The 25,583-nt window shown below is 54.0% G+C and carries 18 protein-coding genes; 11 read left to right on the forward strand and 7 right to left on the reverse strand.

From position 1 onward, the window contains the following. Nucleotides 1–23: 23 nt before the first annotated feature. Together ppx and ppk1 are read right to left on the reverse strand one after the other, a co-directional pair. Complete coding sequence (gene ppx / locus G506_RS0100105; RefSeq protein WP_028115096.1) at nt 24–1,505, reverse strand: exopolyphosphatase; 1,482 nt, start codon at nt 1,503–1,505, stop codon at nt 24–26. Continuing rightward, nucleotides 1,502–3,583, reverse strand: coding sequence for a polyphosphate kinase 1 (gene ppk1 / locus G506_RS0100110; protein WP_028115097.1), 2,082 nt, complete (start codon nt 3,581–3,583; stop codon nt 1,502–1,504). Before ppk1 ends, ppx begins: the two co-directional genes overlap by 4 nt. Nucleotides 3,584–3,786: 203 nt before the next feature. On the opposite strand from ppk1, the gene G506_RS0100115 reads away from it, so the two are divergent. From G506_RS0100115 to phoU, 4 genes are read left to right on the forward strand one after another with little or no spacing between them, the layout of a single operon-like run. Next, complete coding sequence (locus G506_RS0100115; protein ID WP_028115098.1) at nt 3,787–5,997, forward strand: ABC transporter permease subunit; 2,211 nt, start codon at nt 3,787–3,789, stop codon at nt 5,995–5,997. A 9-nt stretch (nt 5,998–6,006) separates the two neighbouring features. Further along, a complete protein-coding gene (pstA, locus tag G506_RS0100120) occupies nt 6,007–7,641 on the forward strand; it encodes a phosphate ABC transporter permease PstA (RefSeq protein WP_028115099.1) in 1,635 nt (544 codons plus the stop codon). A 12-nt stretch (nt 7,642–7,653) separates the two neighbouring features. After that, the gene (gene pstB, locus G506_RS0100125) at nt 7,654–8,472 is read left to right on the forward strand and encodes a phosphate ABC transporter ATP-binding protein PstB (RefSeq protein ID WP_028115100.1); all 819 of its coding nucleotides are present in this window, start codon (nt 7,654–7,656) and stop codon (nt 8,470–8,472) included. A gap of 31 nt (nt 8,473–8,503) precedes the next feature. Continuing rightward, entirely contained in the window at nt 8,504–9,217 is a 714-nt protein-coding gene (phoU, locus tag G506_RS0100130) for a phosphate signaling complex protein PhoU (protein ID WP_028115101.1), read from the forward strand. Nucleotides 9,218–9,337: 120 nt separating this feature from the next. Here the strand turns inward: phoU and G506_RS0100135 are convergent, their stop codons facing one another. Beyond that, nucleotides 9,338–10,240, reverse strand: coding sequence for a LysR family transcriptional regulator (locus G506_RS0100135; RefSeq protein ID WP_028115102.1), 903 nt, complete (start codon nt 10,238–10,240; stop codon nt 9,338–9,340). A gap of 121 nt (nt 10,241–10,361) precedes the next feature. Here G506_RS0100135 and G506_RS0100140 point away from each other — a divergent pair, with 121 nt between their 5' ends. Continuing rightward, nucleotides 10,362–12,380 (forward strand): alkyl/aryl-sulfatase, encoded by a 2,019-nt coding sequence (locus G506_RS0100140; RefSeq protein WP_028115103.1) that lies wholly within the window; start codon nt 10,362–10,364, stop codon nt 12,378–12,380. A 130-nt stretch (nt 12,381–12,510) separates the two neighbouring features. Here G506_RS0100140 and G506_RS0100145 read toward each other — a convergent pair whose 3' ends face one another. Next, nucleotides 12,511–12,885 (reverse strand): VOC family protein, encoded by a 375-nt coding sequence (locus G506_RS0100145; protein ID WP_028115104.1) that lies wholly within the window; start codon nt 12,883–12,885, stop codon nt 12,511–12,513. A 209-nt stretch (nt 12,886–13,094) separates the two neighbouring features. On the opposite strand from G506_RS0100145, the gene G506_RS0100155 reads away from it, so the two are divergent. After that, complete coding sequence (locus G506_RS0100155; protein ID WP_028115106.1) at nt 13,095–13,322, forward strand: VF530 family protein; 228 nt, start codon at nt 13,095–13,097, stop codon at nt 13,320–13,322. Nucleotides 13,323–13,407: 85 nt separating this feature from the next. On the opposite strand, the gene G506_RS0100160 is transcribed toward G506_RS0100155, so the two are convergent. The 3 genes from G506_RS0100160 to G506_RS18255 form a co-directional block, all read right to left on the reverse strand. Next, nucleotides 13,408–14,844 carry a glutathione synthase gene (locus tag G506_RS0100160; protein WP_028115107.1) on the reverse strand — a complete coding sequence of 479 codons (1,437 nt, stop codon included), beginning with the start codon at nt 14,842–14,844 and terminating at the stop codon, nt 13,408–13,410. Between the two features lie 84 nt (nt 14,845–14,928). Then, nucleotides 14,929–15,459 carry a response regulator transcription factor gene (locus G506_RS0100165; protein WP_028115108.1) on the reverse strand — a complete coding sequence of 177 codons (531 nt, stop codon included), beginning with the start codon at nt 15,457–15,459 and terminating at the stop codon, nt 14,929–14,931. A 2-nt stretch (nt 15,460–15,461) separates the two neighbouring features. Then, on the reverse strand, nt 15,462–16,718 hold the full coding sequence (locus G506_RS18255) for a sensor histidine kinase (RefSeq protein WP_051201772.1): 1,257 nt from the start codon (nt 16,716–16,718) through the stop codon (nt 15,462–15,464). A gap of 214 nt (nt 16,719–16,932) precedes the next feature. Here G506_RS18255 and G506_RS0100175 point away from each other — a divergent pair, with 214 nt between their 5' ends. The 5 genes from G506_RS0100175 (at nt 16,933) to carB (ending at nt 25,456) form a co-directional block, all read left to right on the forward strand. Then, nucleotides 16,933–18,915 (forward strand): TonB-dependent copper receptor, encoded by a 1,983-nt coding sequence (locus G506_RS0100175; RefSeq protein ID WP_028115109.1) that lies wholly within the window; start codon nt 16,933–16,935, stop codon nt 18,913–18,915. A gap of 232 nt (nt 18,916–19,147) precedes the next feature. After that, the gene (locus tag G506_RS0100180; protein WP_035386921.1) at nt 19,148–19,759 is read left to right on the forward strand and encodes a BamJ family beta-barrel-assembly machinery protein; all 612 of its coding nucleotides are present in this window, start codon (nt 19,148–19,150) and stop codon (nt 19,757–19,759) included. A 267-nt stretch (nt 19,760–20,026) separates the two neighbouring features. Then, the gene (gene dapB / locus G506_RS0100185; RefSeq protein WP_028115111.1) at nt 20,027–20,836 is read left to right on the forward strand and encodes a 4-hydroxy-tetrahydrodipicolinate reductase; all 810 of its coding nucleotides are present in this window, start codon (nt 20,027–20,029) and stop codon (nt 20,834–20,836) included. 222 nt (nt 20,837–21,058) lie between these two features. Continuing rightward, nucleotides 21,059–22,213, forward strand: a complete 1,155-nt coding sequence (gene carA, locus G506_RS0100190) for a glutamine-hydrolyzing carbamoyl-phosphate synthase small subunit (protein WP_028115112.1) — start codon at nt 21,059–21,061, stop codon at nt 22,211–22,213. 18 nt (nt 22,214–22,231) lie between these two features. Next, nucleotides 22,232–25,456 carry a carbamoyl-phosphate synthase large subunit gene (gene carB, locus G506_RS0100195; protein ID WP_028115113.1) on the forward strand — a complete coding sequence of 1,075 codons (3,225 nt, stop codon included), beginning with the start codon at nt 22,232–22,234 and terminating at the stop codon, nt 25,454–25,456. Nucleotides 25,457–25,583 lie beyond the last annotated feature (127 nt).

The following is a 25,583-nucleotide window of genomic DNA, read 5'->3' on the forward strand; positions in this document are numbered from 1 at the left end:
AATTGTGTTGGGGCTTGGTCGTTTTAGGGGCTCGCCAGCAATTCTAGCGCCCAATCGATGCTGGCAAGCCACTGTTGCTCCCGTTCAATATCGGCCATCAGCAGTGGCTCGTTAAGCGCTTCGTGACTCAGCGCCACGCTGGCTTGATTACGATGCCAACTGATGGTCGGCAACGGCAGTTTACGCCGACCTAAGTGCCACATCGCCGCCAGCCGCACAGCCACCAACATATGCTGCAGGCCGTCGCTGTCGGCCAACTGCAGCTCTGGGGTTTGACACTCATCTAAGCGTTTGCGGTGATGGCGGCCAAGCCAACCAAGCAACTGTTGTTGCTCGACGGTAAAGCCTGGCAGATTGCTGTTGCTGAGGATGTAACCGCTGTGGCGGTGCATGCCGCGAAAGTTCATCGATAGACCGACCTCCAGTAGCCGACCTGCCCAGTTGACTAGCTGGGCTCGCTGGCGGTTGTGGTAGGGCGAACTGGCAAACAGCGCTTGCGCACTGCTGCCCACCTGTTGGCCGTGGGCACTGTCAACGTGATGTAGGCGCTCCATCGCTGCCACGGTTTCGGCGCACACCGAATCGTGGTCTTGATCGCCGCTCATCTCGATGATCACCCCCTCGCGCAGGGCGGCAGCACAAAACTGCATCTGGTCTATCTGCAGCGTGCGAAAACAGGCCAACAGCACGACGAGTCCCGCCGGTAGCACTTTTTGCCGACTCTCCGGCAGATCGCTCAGCAGGGGGCTTTGGTTGCCGCCACTGTCGATCAACTGCTGTTTTAGTTGTTCTAACTGCGCCAGCGTTAACTGCTGTGGCTGGTTGGGATCGGCACACAGTTGGCAAATGGCTTTGATGGTGCCAGAACAGCCAATCGCCTGATCCCAACCTTGGCGCAAGTAACGCTCTAACAACGGTTCCAGTTGCTGCGCTGCCGCGGTGATCGCCTTGTCAAAGCGTTTGCCACTGAACTTGCCGTCCGCGAAGAACTGGTCGTGATAGCTGACGCAGCCCATATCCAGCGAGGTCAGCAGTTTGGCGCTGCGGCCTTGGCCAATGATCAATTCGGTGCTGCCGCCACCGATGTCGATCACCAGCGAACCGCCTTCCAGCTCCATCTGTTGCGCTACGCCGGTGAAGATCAAGCGTGCCTCTTCGCTGCCGGCGATCACCTCGACCTCGGTGCCGAGAATTTTACGGGCGGGGTTAACGAATTTGTGGCGGTTGGGGGCGCGCCGTAGGGCGTAGGTGGCAACCACCCGCACTTGGTTGATGTTGCTGGTCTCAAGGTGCTGGGCAAATTGAGTTAAACACTCTAGCCCGCGAGCCATGGCGGCCTCAGCCAGATTACCTTTGGCATCCATTGCCTCGGCCAGTTGCACCCGCTGTTTTACGCGGTGCAGCATCTGTACCCGATTTTCCAACACCCGCGCAATGGCTAGATGAAAACTGTTGGAACCCAGATCGATGGCGGCGATAACATCGCCCACTTGCGCTTGCGTCATAGCGTACTGTTGTCCTTAAGCTGCGCTTCTTGCGCCACTAAGTAATCGTAGGTGGCAATCTGACTGCGGCGTTTCTTGCGATTGCCGCGGCTGACATAAGGATTAGTTTGGTGGCGATCGATCCGCCGCGCTTTTTGGGTATCTTGCAGTTGGATCTGCAGCAGATCCAAAATTTGCTGTTTTAATCGCGGGCAATAGATCGGGCAGCCAACTTCGACCCGCTGATCGATATTGCGGGTCATCCAGTCGGCGCTGCTGATAAACACCTTGGGATCGCCATCGTTGTGAAACACCATGATTCGCGGGTGTTCCAGAAAGCGGTCGACGATCGAGATCGCTTCGATGTTGTCAGAGCTTTCCGGCAAGTCGGTCACCAGCGAACACATACCGCGCACGATTAAGCGCACCTTAACGCCGTTACGCGACGCATCGTACAGCCGCTTGATCAGGCCAGAATCAACCAAGTTATTTACCTTCAAGATGATCTGCGCCGATTTGCCCGCCAGTTGGTTTTGGATTTCGCGATCGATCATCCGGTACAGTTTGCGGCGGGCATCCAGCGGCGATAGCAGCAGATGGTTGAGCTTAATCCGGCGGTAGGGATGCTCGATAAAGTCAAACACCTGGGCAACTTCGTCGGTGATCTGTGGATCTTTGCTGAACAGTGCCAAGTCGGTGTAGATCTTGGCGGTCTTCTCGTTAAAGTTGCCGGTGCCAACGTGGGCATAATTGACCATCTCGCCCTGTTCGATACGGCTGATCAAAGCCAGCTTGCAATGCACCTTCAGCGAAGGAATGCCAAAGCTAACTCTAACTCCTGCGTCGGTTAGCAGCTTGGCCCATTCGATGTTGGCCTCTTCATCAAAGCGGGCGGCTAACTCCACCACCACCGTGACCTCTTTGCCGTTTTTTACTGCTTCAATCAAGGTGGCCAGTACCTGCGAACGTTTGGCGACGCGGTAGATATTCAATTTAATGGCTCGTACCTGCGGGTCATAGGCGGCTTGGCGCAGCCATTCAACCAGATGCGAGAAACGGTGATAGGGGTAATGCAGCAAAATATCGTTGGCGCTGATCGCCTCAAAGGCGGTGGCGTAGTTGCTGAATTGGGCGCTGCTGATCCCCGCCAGTTTCTTGTGTTCAAGGTATTTGCGGCCGGGGTTGGGAAAGGCGATAAAGTCGCGAAAATTATGATAACGGCCGCCGGCGCTAACGCTGTCATAGCTGCTGGCACCAAGGCAACCAACCAGCATATCGACCATGGTTTGTGGCATCTCGCGGTCGTACACCAGTCGAACCGGTTCGGCGGTGAGTCGCTGTTTTAACCCCTCTGACATCTTTTCTAGCAAGCTGGAGTCGATTTCGTTGGAGAGATCGTATTCGGCGTCGCGAGTCAGCTTCATTGAGTAACAGCGCACGCTGTCGAACTGGAAGATCCCAGCAAACAGATCGTGGACGCAGTGACGAATGATGTTATCCAGTAAGATCAGCGTTGTGCGACCGCGACTGGCGTCGCTGGGCAGGGTGACGAAGCGCGGTACTTTATCTGACGGCACAGGGATAAAGGCGTATTGCAGGCTATCGCCGTGGCGCAGTTCTGCCACCAGGTAGGTCAGGCCATCTTCCAGTTGGTGTTCGATGGCCGATTTAGGCCCCAGCAGGATCGGGATGATATGGCGGCGGATCTTCTCGCGAAAATAGCGGTTGAGCCATTGCTGGTGTGATTCGGACAGTTGGTTCTCGCTCACCAGAAAAATATTACGCCGCGCTAAGTCGACGATCAGCCGCTGGTAGATCTCATCAAACTGTTGTTGCAGTTCGTTGACGCGACGATTGATGTCGGTCATCAAAGTACGGGTTTTCTCGCCACCGCCGCGAGCTTCCTCGATGATCAGGCGGCGCCTAAGACCGGCGACTCGGACTCGAAAAAACTCATCTTGGTTGTTGGAGAAGATCCCCAGAAACCGCACTCGTTCAATCAATGGCGTTTGCTCGTCGGCGGCTTCTTGCAGCACTCGAGCATTAAAGCTAAGCCAGCTGAGCTCTTTTTCGATATGTTGGGCGGATGGCAAAACCACGGGAACCTCGATTGTCGATATTAACGGCGTTAGCTTGCGCAAAAGCGATGGCAGGCAAATGACAACTTGCGCAATAAAACAGCAAAGCCGCCAAGTTGCAGTGAATCATCCTAAGTGATTGATTACCATGCGTGCCATCAAGCCTAGCTTGTAATTTTACTGTCATATAAACGACATATAGTGGCATCCATTTTTATTTTGAGATGAGTAGCAGCGTGAACTCCGATCTGATGCGTAGCAGTCGTAAGCGGTTAGCCAAAGACCGCATCGCGCGTATCGCTATCTCTGCCGGTGGTTCACTGGTGCTGGTGGCTCTGTTACTGATCTTCTTCTACCTGCTGACGGTGGTGGCCCCACTGTTTAGCCGCGCCAGTATTACTCCAACCCTGTCTAGCCCGTACCTTTCTTTGGCGCCAACGGTGCATCTGGGGATGGATGAATCGAACCAATACGGTTATCGCGTTAGCGCCGATGGCGTGGTCGAGTTTTATCACCTAAGCGGTGCCCACCAAACCCGCCTTGTCAGCCGTGCTGATGCCAAAATCAGCGCTTTTGCCGCCAGTAATCCGCAACAAAGTTGGCTGGGATTTGGCTTTAGTGATGGCTATCTGCAACTGCTGCGACCGGAGTTTATCGTCGACTACAGCGATGGCGTGCGCACCATTGCTCCGCGCTTGACGCCGCAGCTTGATGGCAGCCAAATGCAACTGGATAAGCAGCGTCAGCCGATCACTCAGTTGGCGCTGGAAGTTAACGACCAACAGATCACGGTGGTCTGGCAAGACAGTGCCCTTGGTTGGCACTTAACCCGCTACTACGCCGATGTCGATTTTATTGCCGAAACTCGCCAGTGGCAGCGCGTCGATCGGGCGTTACCGCAGTTGCCACCGCAGCTAGACAAGGTGTTATTGACACCGGATCAGCGGCAGATGTTTGTGCTAGCCAGTGGCCGCGTCAGCGTCTGGCAGATGGCCGACATTGACAACGTTGCACGATTGCAGATCCTCACAACCAACCAAGCAACTGCCGATATTCAGCTGTTGCCTGGCGGCAGTTCATTGCTGCTGCAAAGCGCCTCTGCACAACTCAGCCAATGGTTTGCGGTGCGCAGTGACCATGGCCGCCTGTACCAGCAAATTCGTCAGTTTGAGTTGCCGTTCGCGGCAACGGCGATCGCCACCGAATATTTCCGCAAAACCGTGGCGGTGGCAGATAACGCTGGGGCACTGCAGTTGCTGTACACCACGTCCGAGCGGCAACTGTTGACAGAGCAGTTCAATACCCCAATCAACGCCATGGCATTTTCGCCGGCGGGTACTGGGCTGATGCTCGATCAGGGGCAAACCATCAACCTATTTGCAGTGGATAACCCCCACCCAGAGATTTCGTTCAGCGCCTTGTGGGACAAGGTCTGGTATGAAGGTTACCCAGAACCGGCGTACGTGTGGCAGTCGACCTCGGGTTCGGAAGACTTTGAAGCCAAATTAAGCTTGATGCCACTGCTGTTTGGCACCATTAAAGCGGCGCTGTACGCGATGCTGTTTGCGGTACCGATTGCGATTTCAGGGGCGATCTACACCGCCTATTTCATGACCGCCAAAGTGCGCGGGGTGGTTAAACCCACCATCGAAATCATGGAAGCGCTGCCGACGGTGATTTTGGGCTTTTTAGCCGGGCTGTGGTTAGCCCCGATAGTGGAGACTCACCTCGCTGGGGTGTTGCTACTGCTGTTGCTGATGCCGATCACCATCTTGCTGGTGGCGCTGGGGTGGCGCCGTTTGCCAGAACGTATTCAACAGCTGCCGCTGCTTAACTACCGCGAACTGCTGCTACTGCCATTGCTGCTGCTGGTTGGCTGGGGCTGTTTGGCGATAAGCCCTGTGATTGAGCAGACACTGTTGGGCGGCGATGGTCGCGCTTTTGTTACCAATCAATTGGGCATCGATTTTGACCAGCGCAACGCCTTGGTGGTGGGGCTGGCGATGGGCTTTGCGGTGGTACCAACGATCTTTTCGATTGCCGAAGATGCGATCTATTCGGTGCCACGGCATCTGGTTAACGGTTCCTTGGCACTGGGGGCGACCCAGTGGCAGACCTTAACGCGGGTGGTGCTGTTAACCGCCAGCCCTGGGATCTTCTCCGCCACCATGATGGGCTTTGGCCGTGCAGTCGGCGAAACCATGATTGTGCTGATGGCTACCGGCAACACCGCCATCATGAAGTGGAACCTGTTTGAAGGGATGCGCACCTTGGCCGCCAACATTGCCATCGAGATGCCAGAATCGGCGCTGGGCAGCAGCCACTATCGACTGCTGTTCTTAACCGCTTTGGTGCTGTTTGTGTTCACCTTTGTGATTAACACCATCGCCGAACTGGTACGTCAGCGACTGCGTGACAAGTACGCCAATCTGTAGGGGCAGGGCATGAGAAGTTGGATTAAATCAGGCAGCCCTTGGGTGTGGTTAACCAGCGGCGGAGTCAGCTTAGCGCTGCTGGCGGTGCTGGGTTTGCTGTGTCTAATTGGCTGGCGGGGCCTTAGCTACTTTTGGCCAGCGCCGGTGTATCAGTGGCAACTGCAAGACGATAACGGTGCCATCAGCACCCTGATTGGTGAGCGCTACGATCGCGAGCAAGTGCCATTGGAAACGGTGACCGAAGCGGGCATTAACTTCGCGGTGGATGGCGATGTTGTCGAACGTTTCTTGGTGAAAACTGGCAACCGCGAATACGTGCCACTGGATTTTCGTTGGGTGTGGCAGCCGCAGGTGCTATCGGAGGCCGCACCGACCTCATTGGCGGTGATAGAACGGCGTCAAAACGGCAACTTCTATGGCGAAATTGTCCAGTTGCAATACAACGGCAGTCGCTATCAGGATGATTTTATCGGCCAGTGGCTACCGAAAGCGGTTGCTTATGCCAATGAACTGGTTGGTAAAGCCGAAGCGATGCAGCGCCATGAGATCGGCAGCCTCAATTACCAGTTGGAGCAACTGCGACTGGCGCGCTTAGGCGAGCCGGACAGCGAACAGCAGCGCCAACTGGAACGGCAATTTAAAGCCCTTGAGCAGCAGTACCAACAGCAAGAAAGCAAGCTGTTTAAGCTGCGTAGCCAAGCCAGTCGTGACCATCTGTTGGTACGCGACATGCGCGGCGAGTTAGTACGAATTAACTTGGCCGATGTAGTGCAAATTCACTTCCCCAATGCCATGAGTTTTACTGACAAGCTTAAGCATTGGGGCGGCAACGTGGTTGAGTTTGTCAGCGCTGAACCGCGCGAAGCCAATACCGAGGGCGGGGTGTTCCCGGCGATCTTTGGCACCGTGTTTATGGTGTTGTTGATGGCGGTGGTAGTGATGCCCTTTGGGGTGTTGGCGGCGGTGTACCTGCATGAATATGCCGGTAAGGGATGGCTTACTCGCTTTATTCGTATCGCGGTGATCAACCTTGCTGGGGTGCCGTCGATTGTTTATGGGGTGTTTGGCCTTGGCTTCTTTGTCTATGTGCTTGGTGGCAGCATCGACAGTTTGTTTTATTCTGAAGCGCTGCCCAATCCAACCTTTGGTACCCCTGGGGTGTTGTGGTCGGCGCTGACGCTGGCGATTTTGACCTTGCCGGTGGTGATTGTCTCCACCGAAGAGGGGTTAGCGCGCATTCCCAATTCGGTACGCCATGGCAGCCTAGCGCTCGGCGCCACCAAAGCGGAAACCTTGTGGCGTTTGGTGCTACCGATGGCCAGTCCAGCAATCATGACCGGCCTGATTTTGGCGGTTGCGCGCGCTGCAGGCGAGGTGGCACCGCTGATGTTGGTGGGGGTGGTTAAGTTGGCACCGCAACTGCCGGTGGATGGTAACTTTCCCTTCATCCACCTAGAGCGCAAGTTTATGCACCTTGGTTTTCACATCTATGACGTTGGCTTTCAAAGCCCCAATGTCGAAGCGGCGCGACCGTTGGTGTACGCCACCTCGATGTTGTTGGTGACGGTGATTGTCGGCCTTAATATGACCGCCATCGGCGTACGTAATCATCTGCGTCGTCGTTATCGTCACCTCGACAGTTAACAGAGAATTATCATGCTTACTCTCGATCGCGATCTGTTTAGCAATAACCGCTTGGACTTAGCCGATTTGCCGGATGAGCAAGCGGCGTTTTCGATCCATGACTTGTCGCTGCGCTACGGCAAAAAGACCGTACTTGATGGCATCACTATGAAGATCCCGCGCAATCAGATCACCGCTTTTATCGGCCCCAGTGGCTGTGGTAAATCGACCTTGCTGCGCTGCTTAAATCGGATGAACGATCTGATTGACGATTGCCATATCGATGGCCAAATCCTGCTGGAAGGCAACGACATCTATCAACGTAAAGTGGATGTCGCCGCGCTTCGGCGGCAGGTGGGGATGGTATTCCAACGACCCAATCCATTTCCTAAGTCGATCTATGAAAACGTGGTTTATGGCCTTCGTCTGCAAGGGGTTAACGACCGCCGTCGTCTCGATGAAGCGGTTGAAAAAGGTCTTAAAGCGGCGGCGTTGTGGGATGAAGTGAAAGATCGGCTTAGCGATAACGCCTTTGGTCTCTCTGGCGGTCAGCAGCAGCGTTTGGTTATTGCTCGTGCTATCGCCATTGAACCGCAGGTGCTGCTGCTGGATGAACCGACCTCGGCACTGGATCCGCTATCGACCCTAGTGATTGAAGAGCTGATCACTGGCCTTAAGCGCGACTACACCGTGGTGATCGTGACCCACAATATGCAACAGGCGGCGCGGGTGTCCGACAACACCGCCTTTATGTATATGGGCAAGCTGGAGGAGTACAGTGATACCAACACCCTGTTCACTACCCCAGCGCAAAAAAGCACTGAAGATTACATTACCGGACGGATGGGCTAGGGCGCGTAGCCCAGCTGTGAGCGAGTACCTTATGGAACACCTGAATATTGGCAAACACATCTCCGGTCAGTTCAATGCTGAACTGGAGGAGATCCGCAACAACGTGATGGCGATGGGCGGACTGGTCGAGCAACAGCTGACCGACGCGCTCGACGCGCTGGCCCGCAGCAATAAAGCCGAAGCGGAGCAGATCATCGAACGCGACCGCCGGGTTAATTCGATGGAGGTTTACATCGACGAAGAGTGCACTCGGATCATCGCCAAACGACAACCGGCAGCGTCCGACTTACGGCTGGTGCTGGCGATCTCCAAAGCGGTGACCGAGCTGGAACGGATCGGCGACAGTGCCGAACGCATTGCCCGTTTGGTGACGCAGCTGCATAACGAACCGAGCCGCAACCGCACCATGATGACCAGCATCGACAGCATGGGCCGTCACGCCCAACGGATGCTGCACAACGTGTTGGATGCGTTTGCGCGGATGGATGTTGAAGCGGCGATGCAGATCCACGAAGAGGACGTGCGCCTGGATGAAGCTTACGAAGGGGTGGTGCGCCAGTTAATGACCTTTATGATGGAAGATCCACGCTCGATCCCGAATATCCTCGAAGTGCTGTGGGCAGTGCGCGCGCTAGAGCGGGTTGGCGATCGCTGCAAAAACATCTGCGAATACATCATCTACTACGTCAAAGGCAAAGACGTCCGTCACCTCGATCGTTCTCAGGTGCAAGATATCGTCCGCTGATAAGGGCTGAAGGAAATGAGCAACGGGCATCAATCGATGCCCGTTTTTGTTAAATAGACATCCATCTTTCTGTGCTAGTCGGTCAAGTAAAACGTTGTCGATAGACCACTACACTGCCAATCAATCGTTGGCAAAGTAGGACCTAAGTTTGTTTCTTAGCCAGATGTTGGCGGGGCTGTGTTTCATGCGGTTATGGGTTAGTAGGCGATATTTGATGGGCAAGTCGGTAAAGGGGGCATCGAACACTTGTAGCCCCAATTGCTGGGCAAACTGGTCGGCAATGCTTTTGACTGTGGTCGCGACACAATTGCTGTTGGATATCATCGTCAGCTGTGACACCAAAGAGTCACATTCCGCGGCGATTTGACGCTCCGATATTGGCTCTTCGGTAAAATAATCCGCTAAATATTCGTCTTCACGACGGAGTTTTAAGGTGACGTGCTTTTCACTATAAAACTGCTTAGTGGAGAGTGAGTTACTGATCCTTGGATGGCCTTTGCGCGCAATCAGGCAGATCTCATCATTCAGTAAAAACTCAGAAAAGAATGAGGGGGCGGAATAGTTGGCGAAGTCGATGGCCAAATCGGCCTGTTGTTGGTTCAGGCTGTTGATCAGCTCTATCTCGCTGGTCAGCGTTGGTTGCAGCTCAATTTCGACATTGCCTAAGGTGTTATCGGCTTCAATCTTTGGCAGCAGCATCAACATCACCGGCTCACAGGCATACACCACAAAGCGGCGCGAATTAGCGTTAGAGAAGCCGTCGATCCCTTCCAATGCATTGCGAATTTGATTAAGTGCGGGCTCAATCTGGCGAGCTAACTCGTGAGCTTGATGAGTGGCCTCTATTCCTCGGCCACTGCGAACAAAAAGCTGCACGCCCAATTGCTGCTGCAGCCGCTTAAGCACGCCACTGACGCCGGGTTGAGTTAAGCCCAAAGTCTCTGCCGCGATGGTAATAGAACTGTGCTGATAAACGGCGATAAAGACCCGCAGCAAGTTAAGATCGATATTAGATAACCGCACAACCTTACCCTTAACACATCACCATTTATGATGTTTTAAATAAAGTTTTGTGCATGTATCTCGATGTGTCAAGCCAATAAAGTGAGCCCATGTTCAATATCTAGCTACCAAGAGGCTTACTATGAAAAGATCTATTGCACCATCAGCGATTACCCTTGCACTAATAGTTTCCTTTGCAGCATCAGCAGACTACGCCAGTTTAGAAAGCTACCAAGGCAAGCCTGCAACTCAGCATACCCAAGATGCCAATGCGGCCTTGGCACAACAACTGCCGTGGCAGGATGTCACTGCTTTTGAACGCACCAACAAAGGGCTAATTGCCGAGTTTGGTAGCCATGACGCTGGCGAGCTGAAAAATCGATTTGAATACATGGCGCAGATGAGTGTGGATGAGCTGCCGGCATCGGTGAATCCCTCTATCTGGCGTCAAGGGATGCTTAACTACGCCGCCGGCGGTTTATATCAGGTGGCCGATGGCGTGTATCAAATCCGCGGCGCTGACATCTCGAACATGACCATCTACCGCACCAACAACGGCTACGTTATTCACGATCCGCTGCTTTCCAAAGAAGCGGCGGCCGCATCATGGCAGTTTGCCAAACTGCATCTGCCTAAGATCAATGGCGAGCATAAGATCACCGGCATCATCTATTCGCACATGCATGCGGATCACTTTGGTGGCTCCCGCGGGATTGTGGAATCGGGTGATCTGATTGATGGCGCCCCAATTTATGCCCCTAACGACTTCATTAAAGAGCTGGCGGATGAAAACGTGATTGCTGGGGCGGCCATGGGTCGTCGAGCCAACTATCAATATGGCACCACCCTAGATAACAATACTCAGGGGATTGTCGATAATGCGCTTGGTCTGGGCACCTCCCGGGGGAAAGTAACCTTGGTTGCGCCAACAGAGGAGATTGAGTCCCGCGAAAAGGTGATCACCATTGATGGTTTGGAATTTCACGCCATCAATATGCCCGGCGCTGAAGCCCCGGCGGAAATCGTACTTTATATTCCCGAGTATCGCTCATTGAATACCGCGGAATTAACCTATGACGGCATGCACAATATCTACACCTTCCGCGGCGCCAAAGTCCGTGATGCCTTGGTGTGGACCAAGTACCTAACCGAGCTGAAATTGCGTTATGTCGACAGCGGTTTAGTGGACAACATTCATGCGGCGCACTCGGCTCCGGTCTGGAATGATGCGACTACCCCAAGCAATGAAATCTCGGATTATATGACGCTGCAGCGGGACAATTATGGCTTTATCCATAACCAAGCGATGCGTCTAGCCAATCACGGGGTCACCATCCACGATGTCGGCCGCGAGATTGAAAAAATCGTGCCGCAAGCGCAGCAAGATACTTGGCACACCAACGGTTATCACGGCTCGTACAGTCATAATGCGCGGGCAGTAGTAAACCTCTACTTGGGCTACCATGATATGAATCCAGTGAATACCAATCCGCTGCAAACCAAAGAGAAGTCTTGTGTTTATGTCGAGGCAGCCGGGGCCGATACCTTATTTAAAGCCGGCCAAGCGCACTTTAATAACGGCGAATACCAACAGGCATCGCAGCTGTTTAATGATCTGGTTCAGTGTCAGCCAAGCAATATCGATTACCGCTTTGCTTTAGCGGACAGCTTTGAACAGCAAGGTTATCAGTCAGAGACCATGGCGTGGCGCAACTCGTACCTGCAGGGGGCGGTAGAGCTTAGAACTGGCGAGATCCAGCCTTCTATCAAGCTTGCCTCGCCAGACGTGATAGCTAACACCCCAACCGGTATGTTTTTAGATTTCTTGGCGGTACGGCTGAATGCTGAAAAAGCGGAACAAGCCGGGTTAGACTTTAACTTTGGTATCTACCATCCCGACTTAAACGAGCGCTACTTTGGCGAGGTTTCCAACTCAAATATGGCCAATATTGAAGTTGCCGAGCCGCCAAAGACCGACGTGACGCTGCAACTTAATAAGGTGGATATGACGGCCATGGTGCTGGGGCAAGTCACACTGGATGAGCTGGTTCAATCGGGTAAAGCCAAACTCAGCGGCAATAGCGAACTGATTGGCCAATTAGCAAACTGCTTGGATGATTTTGATGGCATGTTTGAAATCCTGCCAATGCCAGAGAAATGAACCGTTAGCCTTGTTTGACTAAAACTCGTATCACACTAGGCCAGCGGTTGAGTCCGCTGGCTTTTTTGTCGGTATCATTATTGCGATGAATTTGGGGATTGTCGTGCTATCAAGACCGATTGCAGACAGCTTATTTCCAAATATCAAAAACCGCTTCAATGTTATGGCCATCGGGATCATGAACAAAGCAAGCGTAATAGTTTTCGGTATAGTGCGGTCGCGGTCCTGGCGCTCCATTATCTCGGGCTCCGGCTAAAATGGCCGCATCATAAAACTCCCGCACTTTTTGTTGGTTCGCTACCCTGAAAGCAATATGAAAGCTGGTTAACGGCCCGGTTGTCTTGGCGCTGCAGATCTCGAATAGGAATCCCTTGCCGAGGTCAAATGCCCAAAACTTACCCGGTTCACCAAAGGCAACTTTGTAGCCTAATGGAGCAAAAGCGGCTTCATAGAACTTGCGGCTTCGCTCTAAGTCACTGACGGAAATTGTGACGTGGTCGATCATGTTTATACCCAGATTTTGTTTTGCTTATTTTTCGATATTAGCGCCGAACAGGGCGTCGCAGAGAATACTAATTTCAATGTTATCGCTGCCAACGCTGGTGTAGCCCGCCGCAGTGGCCAGCAAGTGATGACTCAGCCATTAAGCCCCAGTGGCTTTTCTGCTAAACTCCGCCAAATTTTCTGAATGACAGCCATTTTCTTGAGGTATTCATGACTCAGCAGCAACCGAACAACCCGTTACATGGGGTGACCTTAGAGATGGTGGTGACCCGTCTGGTAGAGCACTACGGCTGGGAATACCTTGATCGTGAGATCCGCATTAACTGTTTTCACAGCAATCCGTCGGTGAAGTCGTCACTGAAGTTTCTGCGCCGTACTCAGTGGGCACGCGACAAGGTTGAAGCCCTGTACATCGATACCTTTCCAAACGGCTTTTAAGGATTATCGACACCGCGCGGCTCGCCGCGGAGCATCAAGCACAACGGCGGCACATTCTGATGTGCCGCCGTTGTTGTTTGCGGGCTTATTTGGCGTACGCCAATGAATCGACCGCGCCTTGGCCGCTGTGGACGCCGCCTTCAGAAACGGAGGCCGGTTTGCTGCGAATAAGGTAACCGGCGTAGCCCAGTTCGCTGGTTAGGGAATGGCCATCAAGGTGCAGGGTAAACATGCCAATTTCGCTTATCAGATCATCCACTTGCTGCGCTTCGCCTTGGCGGACAATCAGCGCCGGACTTTGGCGATGATGCGGGTGTAAGCGGCGCATCAGCGACCATGCCGAGTACTGGTGCGGTTGGATCTGCTTAAGTTTTGGCAGGATATCGTCGCCAAACACGCAGTGGCCGCCGCCTTCACCTTGGTTTTTTAACACCCAATCGTGGCTATCTTGGCTGGCAAACCAGTTGGCGGAGCTGTTATCCAGCGGTCGCATCTCGCCTAAAAACGGTTTGATCCGCTGCGCTTCATCTAGGCTGACGCCGAACTGGGTAAGTTCCTCTGCGCTCATGGTTGATAGCAACATCTGCACCCGTTTGCTGGTGGCCAGTTGTTGGCTGACGGTGGCGTTGATGGCGACGCGGTGCTGTTCCATCATCACACGCACTTTGCCGAGCAACGAACAGCAGTGACCACCATCGAGATCCGCCGCCATGTAGTCGCAGTGCTGATAACCGGCACGCAGATAGATGGCATCGACGCCGCCGAGTCCTTGCAGCAGCAAACGTTGATTGTCACCAGAGGCCAATTGGTCATGCAATTGGCGGAAACTGCGGCGCACGGTACGCACCCCTTCGGCTTGCAGCGCTTGCTCCAGCAGGTGCTGATCGTAGACGTTATCTTCATCCGGCTGCACCACCATGATAAACAGCGGTTGGCCAGTTTCTCCGGCTTGGGCGCGAACGCTGTGGGCGGCACCAGCGATGCCTTTGGCCAGGTGTTCGATGGCGTGGTTTGGCACTAACTCCAGATTGTCGACTTCCGACCACTGTCTAAAGGCCGCGGGCCACTGCCGTTGAACAAAATCGTGCAGTTGATGGGCGCGCTGCCCAAATGGCCCCATACCAGCGGCAATGCCATTAAATTCAATCAGTTTCGGGCCATGCTTGGCGTCATCCATAAAGTCGGTGCGCATCAGCAGCATCGGCAGTCGTGGCGCCTCGTTGCCCTCGAAATGGATCTCGTCGTGCAGTGCCGCCAGACTGGCAAAAAACGGATCGCCGTCGATCAGCGGGGTGATCGCTTGCTGCAAAAACGGATGATCTTCGGAAACGCCGTGGATCAGTTTACCCAGCAGCGGTACCGTCGATTTAAGCAGTTCAAAGCGATCACGCTCGATGATGGTTGGCGCCAAGCTAAAGGCGCAGTGCTGGGCACTGTGGGCGGCGGTTTTCAGTGCCATGCCGTTAAGCAGACTCCATTCAATGGCGTCTTGTACGGCAGAGTTGGTGGCAAGTGGAAGCATGGTTGGCACCTACAGGGTGAACATTAACATGTCGCTTAAATGTAGATGCCCAGATGACTTTTCAAGGTTTATCGAAATATCTTTTTAAGCGGTGCTGGCAACCGGCTTTTTCTGCAGTTTGCGTTGCAGGGTGCGACGATGCATGTTCAGTTGCCGAGCGGTGGCGGAGACGTTGCCTTCGTTGGCGGCCAATACTTGATTTAAATGCTCCCACTCCAACCGCTCTGGCGACATGGTGTCCAGCAGTAGCGCGTCATTGTTGTGCCCTTGGCCGGTTAACGCCTTCAGTAGCGCTTGGGTATCGGCCGGTTTAGACAAATAATCGTCGGCACCACGGCGCATCGCTTCCACCGCCGAGGCGATGCTGGCAAAGCCGGTCAGCAGCACCAATTTGACCGTTGGCAGGGCGCTGCGCAGTGGCGTAACCAGATCTAGGCCACTATCGTGATTTAATTTCAGATCCAACAGGATATGGCTCGGTTGCCATTGGCGGGCGCTGGCCAGTGCCAGATCCGCCTGATGAATGCAGTGGCACTCAAAGCCATGGCGGGTCATCCGCCGCGCAAGAGCGCTGGCAAAGGCGATATCGTCCTCGATAATCAGTAACTTCATCATTGTTAAGCGCCGACAGATGCACGGTAGGGCAGCGTCACGGTGGCGATTGCCCCTTGCTGTGGGTGGTTACTTAATTTGAGCGAGCCACCTAAGCGTTCCAGCGTGGTATTGGATAGCAGCACCGCGATCCCCAATCCCTCGGTACTGGCCAGCAACTCACCGCCAAGCTCTTGTAAGCGGTCGTGGGCAATGCCATCGCCAAAATCTCGCAGCGACAGCACTAAGCGATCCGAATCGGTGGTGACGCTGAGTTGCAGTTGATTGTTGCCGGTACGGTGATTAGCGGCAACGGCGTTTTGTACCAAATTCAGCAGCGCGGGCAGTAACATGCCGTCGGCTTTGACTTCACCGTCGGTGCCGTTATCGCAGCGCAACTTTTGATCGGGGAAATGCAGCAGCACCGCCTCTTGCAGCTGTGTCAGCAGCGGTTTGCAGTGTTGCCAGCGGATCTGACCTTCGCGGATCTCCACCGCTAATTGACGGAAGTAATCCAGATGCTGGCGGCACTGGGCCAATGGCTCGGCCAGATCCGCCACCGCTGGATCGGTCGGGTGCATCTCGGCTAACTCCTCGTACAACATCTGCATGGTGGCCAATGGGGTCGCGACGTTATGAGTGACTTGCGCTGATGCGGTTCCAAGCGCCAGCAGCTGCTCTTGACGCAGTTGGGCTTCACGCTGCAAGGCGATGGCGCGTTCTCGTTTGGCGATCATCTTGGCCATGGTGCCCACCACCAACGCAATCACCACCACCGAAAGCAGGAAGCTGACCCACATGCCGTGGTAGTGTTCGGTCATGTCCATTTCGTGCATCACCATCATTTTTGGCATCTGCCAAATCAGCCAGCTATAGGCGATCATCGCTGCCGTGGTGAAGGCGACGATGTAGCGGGTAGAGAGGCTAACCCCAGCAAACACCACCGGTAAGATTAGGGCCGAGACAAAGGCGTTGGTGGCGCCGCCATTCACTGCCAGCAGGGCGGTCATGATAATAAGTTCGGCACTTATCTGTAGCGCTTGGGCGAACACGCTGGGGCGTTTCTGGCGGTACAGCAACAGCATGCTAGTGACGTGAAACAGCGATGCCAGCAGCAAAATAGAGACCGAACTGGCAAGAAACTGATAAGGCGTCCCCATCGCCCCTTCACTGGCGAAGTAGCCCCAAAACAGCAGCAACCAAATTGAGCGGCACAACAACAGTTTTTGCAGTGGCAGCAACCGCTCGGTGTAATGCCAGAGGGAATCGATAAAGGCGCGCATAAGTGACTCAGGGTAAATAGCGATGGCCGCAATGGGCTGATTAACTCGATACCCTAGATTTTTTCGCTGCCGATGCAATCACGGGCGATGGATTTGTCGGGCGGATCACGACTGCCTGCGACCGATTGTCGCAGTTTGCTGATTTGTCATTGGTGGCGTTGGCCTGCGGCAACACAATGGCGCCAGTTCAAGATTGGCCTGTTAGGACGTTGCCATGAAATCGATTCAACCACTTTCCCTCGCCGTTGCTGTTCACTTAGCGTTGTGGGCGCCGATGGCATTCGCCAATGCCGATTGCGGCGAGCAACAATGCGACGATCATATCGTGGTAGTGGCCGAGTTGGCCGATGAAGCGCTGACCGTTATTACCGATCCCAAACAGCCACGGCAGCCGATCCCAACCTTTGATGGTTCCGGCTATTTGAAAACCATTCCGGGCTTTACCATCACTCGCAAAGGCGGTTCTGGCGGTGACATCAGCCTGCGCGGTATGGCAGGTTCGCGGGTGGCGGTGATCAACGATGGTCAACATTTGGCTGGTACCTGTGGCGGCCGGATGGATCCACCAACTAACTACATTGCCCCAGAAACTTACGAGCAAGTGACCGTAATTAAAGGCCCGCAAACGGTGAAATACGGCCCGGTGGGCAGCGCTGGTACGGTGCTGTTTGAACGGGATCGCTACGGCTTTGATCAGCAAACCGTGGAAGGACGCGCCAGTATTATGGCGGGCAGTTTTGGCCGTTTTGATTACGTCAGCGAACTAAAAGTGGGCGATGAGAACCACTACTGGAGCTTGGATCTGAATGGCTCTGAAAGCGATCACTTTGAAGACGGTGATGGCAAACAGATGCAGTCGAAATACGACCGTGAAAACTTAAATACCGCCATTGGCTGGACTCCAACCGATGACAGCGTGGTAGAGCTAAGCTACGGCAAATCCAGTGGCAGCGCCGAATACGCCGATCGTGCTAATAAAGCTCGCACCATCGACAACGAGAACTGGTCGCTACTGGCGAAAACCGTATTGGACCATGACATCTGGCGCAGCGTTGAATTCCAAGGCTACTGGAATGAAAACGACCACATCATGGATCAGTTTGATAAGCCGGGTAACGACGCATTAGGGGCTAACCCCCGTCGTACCAGCTTTGGTGGCCACCTGTGGGGCGAACTGGAACTGGGCAATGTGTTGATGACCGTTGGCGTGGATCACTTAGACACCGTGCAAGATATGCGTAACGGTGCTTCGTTAGATCAATTGTTGGCTGCGCCGTTTAAAGATGTCTTTGGCCAAACTAATACTGGGATATTTGTCGAAGCGGAACACGCTTTGGGGCAAGCGACCTTGTTCAGCGGGATCAGAGCCGATTTTTGGGATACGGAACTGCTAGGCACATGGCAAAACAACCAAGACCAGACCGAGCGCAGCGATACTTTGTACAGTGGTTTTGTCCGTTACCAATATGAGCATAACAACAGCACTTGGTACGCTGGGGTTGGCCGCTCTGAGCGGCTTGCCGATTACTGGGAAGCATCCAAGTCGCCACAAAAACTGGATCTGGACACCGAAAAAACCAATCAGTTGGATATCGGTTGGTTGTACCACGGGCCAGTGCAGCTCGATGTATCGCTGTTCTATGCCGATATTCAAGATTACATCTTGATTAAAGACGTCGATCCCACGCCAGAGATAAGCAAACTGCAAGCTTCAAACATCGATGCAACCTTGTTTGGCGGTGAAGTGGCGGCCAAATATGAGTTTGCCGAGTACTGGAGCCTGATTTCCAGCGTGGCTTACACCCGTGGTGAAAACGACACTGCTAATATCCCATTAGGTCAAATCTCACCTCTTGAAGGGCGTTTGGCGCTGAATTACGACAACGGTACTTGGTCATTCGGTGGTTTGTGGCGGCTGGTGGATAACCAAGATCGGGTGGCTGAGGGGCAGGGCAATATCGTCGGTCAAGACTTCGGTGCAACCGCCGGCTTTGGGGTGGTGTCGGTGAATGGTGCTTGGAGCCACAGCGACCAAACTCGTTTAAGTTTCGGCATCGACAACCTGTTTGACCGCGCTTATGCCGAACACGTAAGTAAAGCCGGAGCGGGTAACGATCTGCTCGAGGGTAATGAGCGCACGGTTCGCGTTAACGAACCCGGTCGTAACTTCTGGGTAAAGCTGGATTACCAATTTTAACCGAAGGATAGGCTGTGTCGGCGTAAGTTAGCGGCTTGCCTAACCTCGGTAACTTATCCTTCACTCCATCGGGGCTGGTGCCCTTGAAGGTCAGCGGCAGCACCTAGGTGTTGCCGCTTTTTTGAAGCTGTCTTTCCAGCAAGCGTCAGCAATAACAACCAATTGCCGATGTGGTTGGCCAGCATCGGTGATAGACTGCAGGCCTTTCATGCCACTAATAATGGAAATCAAAATGACTTTTGAGTCTGTAGAACAGAAAGTAAGCTACGGCGTTGGCCGTCAGATGGGCGAGCAACTGGCAAGCCAGAGCTTCGAAGGCGTTGATATCGCTGCAGTACAAGCTGGTCTGGCTGACGCACTGAATGGCGTTGAGTCCGCAGTACCAGAGATGGAACTGCAACAAGCTTTCCAAGTTATCTCTGAGCGCATGCGCGCAGAAGCGGCAGAAAAAGCCAAAGCGGCTGCGGCTGAAGGCGAAGCGTTCCTGGCTGAAAACGCCAAGCGTGACGAAGTAACCGTTACCGAATCTGGTCTGCAGATCGAAGTACTGAAGCAAGGCGAAGGCGAAAAGCCAACTCGCGAATCTACCGTACGTTGTCACTACCACGGTACTTTCACCGACGGTCGCGTATTTGATTCCTCTGTTGACCGTGGTCAGCCAGCTGACTTCCCAGTAGGCGGCGTAATCGCCGGTTGGACTGAAGCCCTGCAAACCATGCCTGTTGGCACCAAGGTTAAGCTGTACATCCCACACAACCTGGCTTACGGCGAGCAAGGCGCTGGCGGTGCAATTCCTCCATACGCCGCACTGGTGTTCGAAGTAGAACTGCTGGAAATCCTGTAATCCCATTGATTACCGAACAATAAGGGAAGCTTGGCTTCCCTTTTTTGTGCCCAAATGAACGGGTATACCAAGTCGCCTAAGTAAATGGCCTATCTAGTGCGCAGGAGAAATCGTCTCAATCAAGGCACTCAACGCCGCTGCTAGTGGCTCTACCAGTAAGTTGAGTAACGCCGAGTGAGACGATTTAAACCAGCAATAATGATCAGATATTTAGGCGAATTGGTATTATAGTGCGGCAAATTGATTGATTTGCTCAAAGGAGTGAACGTGACAGAACTTCGAGTTGCCATCGCCGGCGCCAGTGGCCGCATGGGACGTACTTTGATTGAAGCGGTGCTGGCGGCGCCGCAATTGGTGTTGGGCGCCGCGATTGAGCGCAGCGGCTCATCCTTGGTTGGTGTGGATGCCGGTGAGTTGATTGGCGCTGGCCGTGCCGGTGTGGCGCTGAGTGACGATATCACTGCGGTAGCCAATGACTTTGACCTGCTGATCGACTTTACCTCGCCAGAATCGACCCTTGCGTTTGCCAAACACTGCGGCGAGCTGAATAAATCGATGGTGATCGGCACCACCGGCCTAACGCTAGAGCAACAAGCGCAGTTAGCCGACTACGCGGCAACGGTGCCGATGGTGTTCGCGCCGAATATGTCGGTGGGCGTTAACCTAATGATGAAACTGCTGGAATTGACCGCCCAGGTGATGGGCGAGCAGTGCGACATTGAAATTCAAGAGACCCACCACCGCTTTAAGAAAGACGCGCCATCGGGCACCGCGGTTAAATTGGGCGAGGTGATTGCCAATACCCTAGGTCGCGATCTAAAGCAGTGTGCGGTTTATGGTCGTGAAGGGATGGGGGGTGAACGCGACCGCCAAACCATCGGCTTTGCTACCACTCGCGCTGGTGATGTGGTTGGCGATCACACCGTGCTGTTTGCTGATATTGGCGAACGGTTAGAGATCACCCACAAAGCTTCCAGTCGGATGACCTTCGCCAACGGCGCAGTGCGTGCGGCGCAGTGGCTAGCGGACAAGCCCGCAGGACTGTACGACATGCAGCAGGTACTGGGATTTAAGTAGTATTCAATCAAGCACGCCGAAGCGCGTGCTTTTTTGTGCCCAAACCGCAGTGTTTTTCTCTGAGAACAGAGAAGTCACTAAAATATGGCGTTATTTGTGAGGGAATAGGTAGGCAAACAGGGTCTTCGCTGGTATAGTTCGCGGAATTTGTCAAAAATTCAATTTTTGCCAGTTACCCTACTGCTTTTTTGCAGGAAAACCAAAATCTTATAAAATCAAATGGTGGAGGTCAAGTTGAAAAATACTGCCCTATTAGTGCTCCAGGATGGAACTGTTTTTCGTGGTAAATCCATAGGTGCCACGGGTTTAGCGGCCGGAGAGGTCGTTTTTAACACTTCCATGACGGGCTACCAAGAGATCCTGACCGATCCATCATACTCACAACAGATTGTTACCCTGACCTACCCACACATCGGTAACACCGGCACCAACGCTGAAGACGTTGAATCCGACGCCATTCACGCCAAAGGTTTGGTGATCCGCGATCTGCCAGTTCTGGCTTCTAACTTCCGTAATGAACAATCCCTATCTGACTACCTAAAAGCCCACGGTGTGGTTGGCATTGCCGACATCGACACCCGCAAGCTGACTCGCATCCTGCGCGAGAAAGGCGCACAAGAGGGTGCCATCATCGCTGGCGAAGACAACGTTGAAAAAGCGTTGGCAGCAGCCAAAGCGTTCCCAGGCCTAAAAGGCATGGACTTGGCCAAAGAAGTGACCGTGTCTGCGCCATACCAGTGGCGTCAGGGCAGCTGGAAACTGGTTGGCGGTCTGCCATCCGATACCCCAAGCGAAGAGTTGAAATACAAAGTAGTGGCCTACGACTACGGCGTAAAACAGAACATTCTGCGCATGCTGGTTGACCGTGGCTGTGACGTTACCGTAGTACCGGCGCAAACCCCAGCCTCTGAAGTGCTGGCGATGCAGCCTGATGGCGTGTTCCTGTCTAACGGCCCAGGCGATCCAGCCCCATGTGACTACGCCATCCAAGCGATCAGCGAAATTCTGGAAACCGAAATGCCGCTATTCGGCATCTGTTTGGGTCACCAGCTGTTGGCTCTGGCCTCTGGCGCTCAGACCATCAAGATGAAGTTCGGCCACCATGGCGGCAACCATCCGGTGGAAGATATCGACAGCAAGCGCGTGATGATCACCGCCCAGAACCACGGTTTCGCGGTAGAAGAAGCGACCTTGCCTGCCAACCTGCGTGCGACCCACAAGAGCTTGTTTGATGGCTCGTTGCAGGGCATTCATCGCACCGATAAACCGGCGTTCTCGTTCCAGGGACACCCAGAAGCGAGCCCAGGCCCACACGATGCCGCCCCGCTGTTCGATCACTTTATCGAACTGATGAATGAATTTAAGACCAAGCAGTAACGGATAAGAGATAGAAAAATGCCAAAAAGAACTGATATTAAAAGCATTCTAATCTTGGGCGCTGGCCCAATCGTTATTGGTCAGGCTTGTGAATTTGACTACTCTGGTGCCCAGGCTTGTAAAGCCCTGCGCGAAGAGGGTTACCGGGTTATTTTGGTGAACTCCAACCCTGCCACCATCATGACCGATCCAGAGATGGCCGACGCCACCTACATCGAGCCAATTCACTGGGAAGTAGTACGCAACATCATCGCCAAAGAGCGTCCAGATGCGATCCTGCCAACCATGGGCGGGCAGACCGCACTGAACTGTGCGCTGGAGCTGGAAAAGCAGGGCGTACTGGCGGAATTTAACGTTGAGATGATCGGCGCCACCGCTGATGCCATCGACAAAGCGGAAGACCGCGCTCGTTTCGACAAAGCGATGAAGTCCATCGGTCTGGAATGTCCACGTGCTGGCATCGCTCACTCGATGGAAGACGCCTACAAGGTACTGGATGAAGTGGGCTTCCCATGTATCATCCGTCCGTCCTTCACCATGGGCGGCTCTGGTGGCGGTATCGCTTACAACATCGAAGAGTTTGAAGAGATCTGTACCCGCGGTCTGGATCTGTCGCCAACCAACGAACTGCTGATTGACGAATCGCTGATCGGTTGGAAAGAGTACGAGATGGAAGTAGTACGCGATAAAGCGGACAACTGCATCATCGTATGTTCCATCGAAAACTTTGACCCAATGGGCGTGCACACTGGCGATTCTATCACCGTAGCACCAGCGCAAACCCTAACCGACAAAGAATACCAACTGATGCGTAACGCCTCGATGGCGGTACTGCGTGAGATTGGCGTAGAGACTGGCGGTTCCAACGTGCAGTTCGGGGTTAACCCGAAAGATGGCCGGATGGTGATCATCGAGATGAACCCACGGGTATCTCGCTCCTCCGCGCTGGCATCCAAAGCGACCGGTTTCCCAATCGCTAAGATCGCCGCCAAGCTGGCGGTAGGCTTCACCCTGAACGAGCTGTCTAACGACATCACCGGTGGTGCAACCCCAGCGTCATTCGAGCCATCCATCGACTACGTGGTAACTAAAATTCCACGCTTTAACTTCGAGAAGTTCGCTGGCGCCAACGACCGTCTGACCACTCAGATGAAGTCGGTAGGTGAAGTCATGGCCATCGGTCGTACTTTCCAAGAATCGATGCAAAAAGCACTGCGCGGTCTGGAAACCGGCAAAACCGGCTTTGACCCAATCGTTGATCTGAACGACAACGACGCCCTGTCTAAGATCCGCTACGAGCTGCAAGATGTGGGCTGTGAGCGTCCTTGGTACATCGCTGACGCGTTCCGTGCGGGCTTGTCTCGCGATGCGATCTTCAAGATCACCAACATCGATCCGTGGTACCTGATCCAAATCGAAGAGCTGATCCAGCTGGAAGAGAAAGTTCAAGAGGGCGGCATGCGCTCACTGGATGCCGACTTCCTGCGCACCCTGAAGCGCAAAGGCTTCTCTGATGCGCGTCTGGCGACTCTGCTGGGTGTGGCGGAATCAGAAGTACGCAAACTGCGTCACAAGCACGAGCTGTTCCCAGTGTACAAGCGCGTAGATACCTGTGCCGCGGAATTCTCTACCGATACCGCTTACATGTACTCCACCTACGAGGAAGAGTGCGAAGCCAACCCAACCGACAAAGACAAGATCATGGTGATCGGCGGTGGCCCAAACCGCATTGGTCAGGGCATCGAGTTCGATTACTGCTGTGTACACGCGGCGCTGGCGATGCGTGAAGACGGTTACGAGACCATCATGGTTAACTGTAACCCGGAAACCGTATCTACCGACTACGACACCTCTGACCGTCTGTACTTCGAGCCAGTAACCCTGGAAGACGTACTGGAGATCGTCCGCGTAGAGCAGCCAAAAGGCGTTATCGTTCAGTACGGCGGCCAAACCCCGCTGAAACTGGCGCGCGCGCTGGAAGCGGCTGGGGTGCCAATCATCGGTACTTCCCCAGATGCCATCGACCGTGCTGAAGACCGTGAGCGTTTCCAGCAAGCGGTTGACCGTTTGGGCCTGAAGCAGCCTGAAAACAGCACCGTAACCAACCTAGAGCAAGCGGTAATGGACGCCGAGCGCATCGGTTACCCGCTGGTAGTACGCCCATCCTACGTACTGGGTGGCCGCGCGATGGAGATCGTCTACGACGAACAAGACCTGCGTCGCTACTTCAACGAAGCGGTATCGGTATCCAACGAATCCCCAGTATTGTTGGATCGCTTCTTGGATGACGCCACCGAAGTGGACGTAGACGCGGTTTGCGACGGCGATGACGTGGTTATCGGCGGCATCATGGAGCACATCGAACAAGCGGGTGTTCACTCTGGTGACTCTGGCTGTTCATTGCCGCCATACACCCTAAGCCAAGCGATCCAAGACCGGATGCGCGAGCAAGTGCGCCAACTGGCACTGGAGCTGGGCGTAATCGGTCTGATGAACGTGCAGTTCGCGGTCAAAGACGACGTGATCTACCTGATTGAGGTAAACCCACGTGCCGCTCGTACCGTGCCGTTCGTATCTAAGGCTACTGGTGTGCCACTGGCTAAAGTTGCGGCGCGAGTGATGGCGGGTAAGAGCTTGAAAGAGCAGAACTTCACCCAAGAAGTGATCCCACCTTACTACTCCGTTAAAGAGGTGGTACTGCCATTCAACAAGTTCCCAGGCGTTGACCCACTGTTGGGCCCTGAAATGCGCTCTACCGGTGAGGTAATGGGCGTCGGTGACACCTTCGCCGAAGCGTATGCTAAAGCGCAGCTGGGCGCGCAGAAAGACGTACCACGCAATGGCCGTGCGCTGCTGTCCGTTCGTTCTGGTGACAAGCGTCGCATCGGCGACTTGGCGCAGAAGCTGGTGGAGCTGGGTTACCAGTTGGATGCCACCCACGGTACCGCGGTAGCGCTGGGCGAAGCGGGCATCAACCCACGTCTGGTAAACAAAGTACACGAAGGTCGTCCACACATTCTGGATCGCATCAAAAACGGCGAATACACCTACATCGTTAACACCACCGAAGGTCGTCAAGCGATTGAAGATTCCCGTCAGCTGCGTCGCGGTGCCCTGCGTTACAAGGTGAACTACACCACCACCATGAACGCCGCGTTTGCGACCTGTATGGCCCACAGTGCCGATGACCGCGCCAAGGTGACTTCGGTGCAAGAGCTGCATCAACGCACCAGCAACAAATAAGCAGTCCAGCAGTAACTAAGGCGTTGCCCTAGCTACTGCAAAAAAGTCTGCAACAGGTTGCTTCAAACAACAGCTGCCGTTGGCTTATGCCAACGGCAGCTTTTTTTATCTAAAGCAACGATAAAAG

Source organism: Ferrimonas senticii DSM 18821, from assembly GCF_000422665.1.
GTDB lineage: Bacteria > Pseudomonadota > Gammaproteobacteria > Enterobacterales > Shewanellaceae > Ferrimonas > Ferrimonas senticii.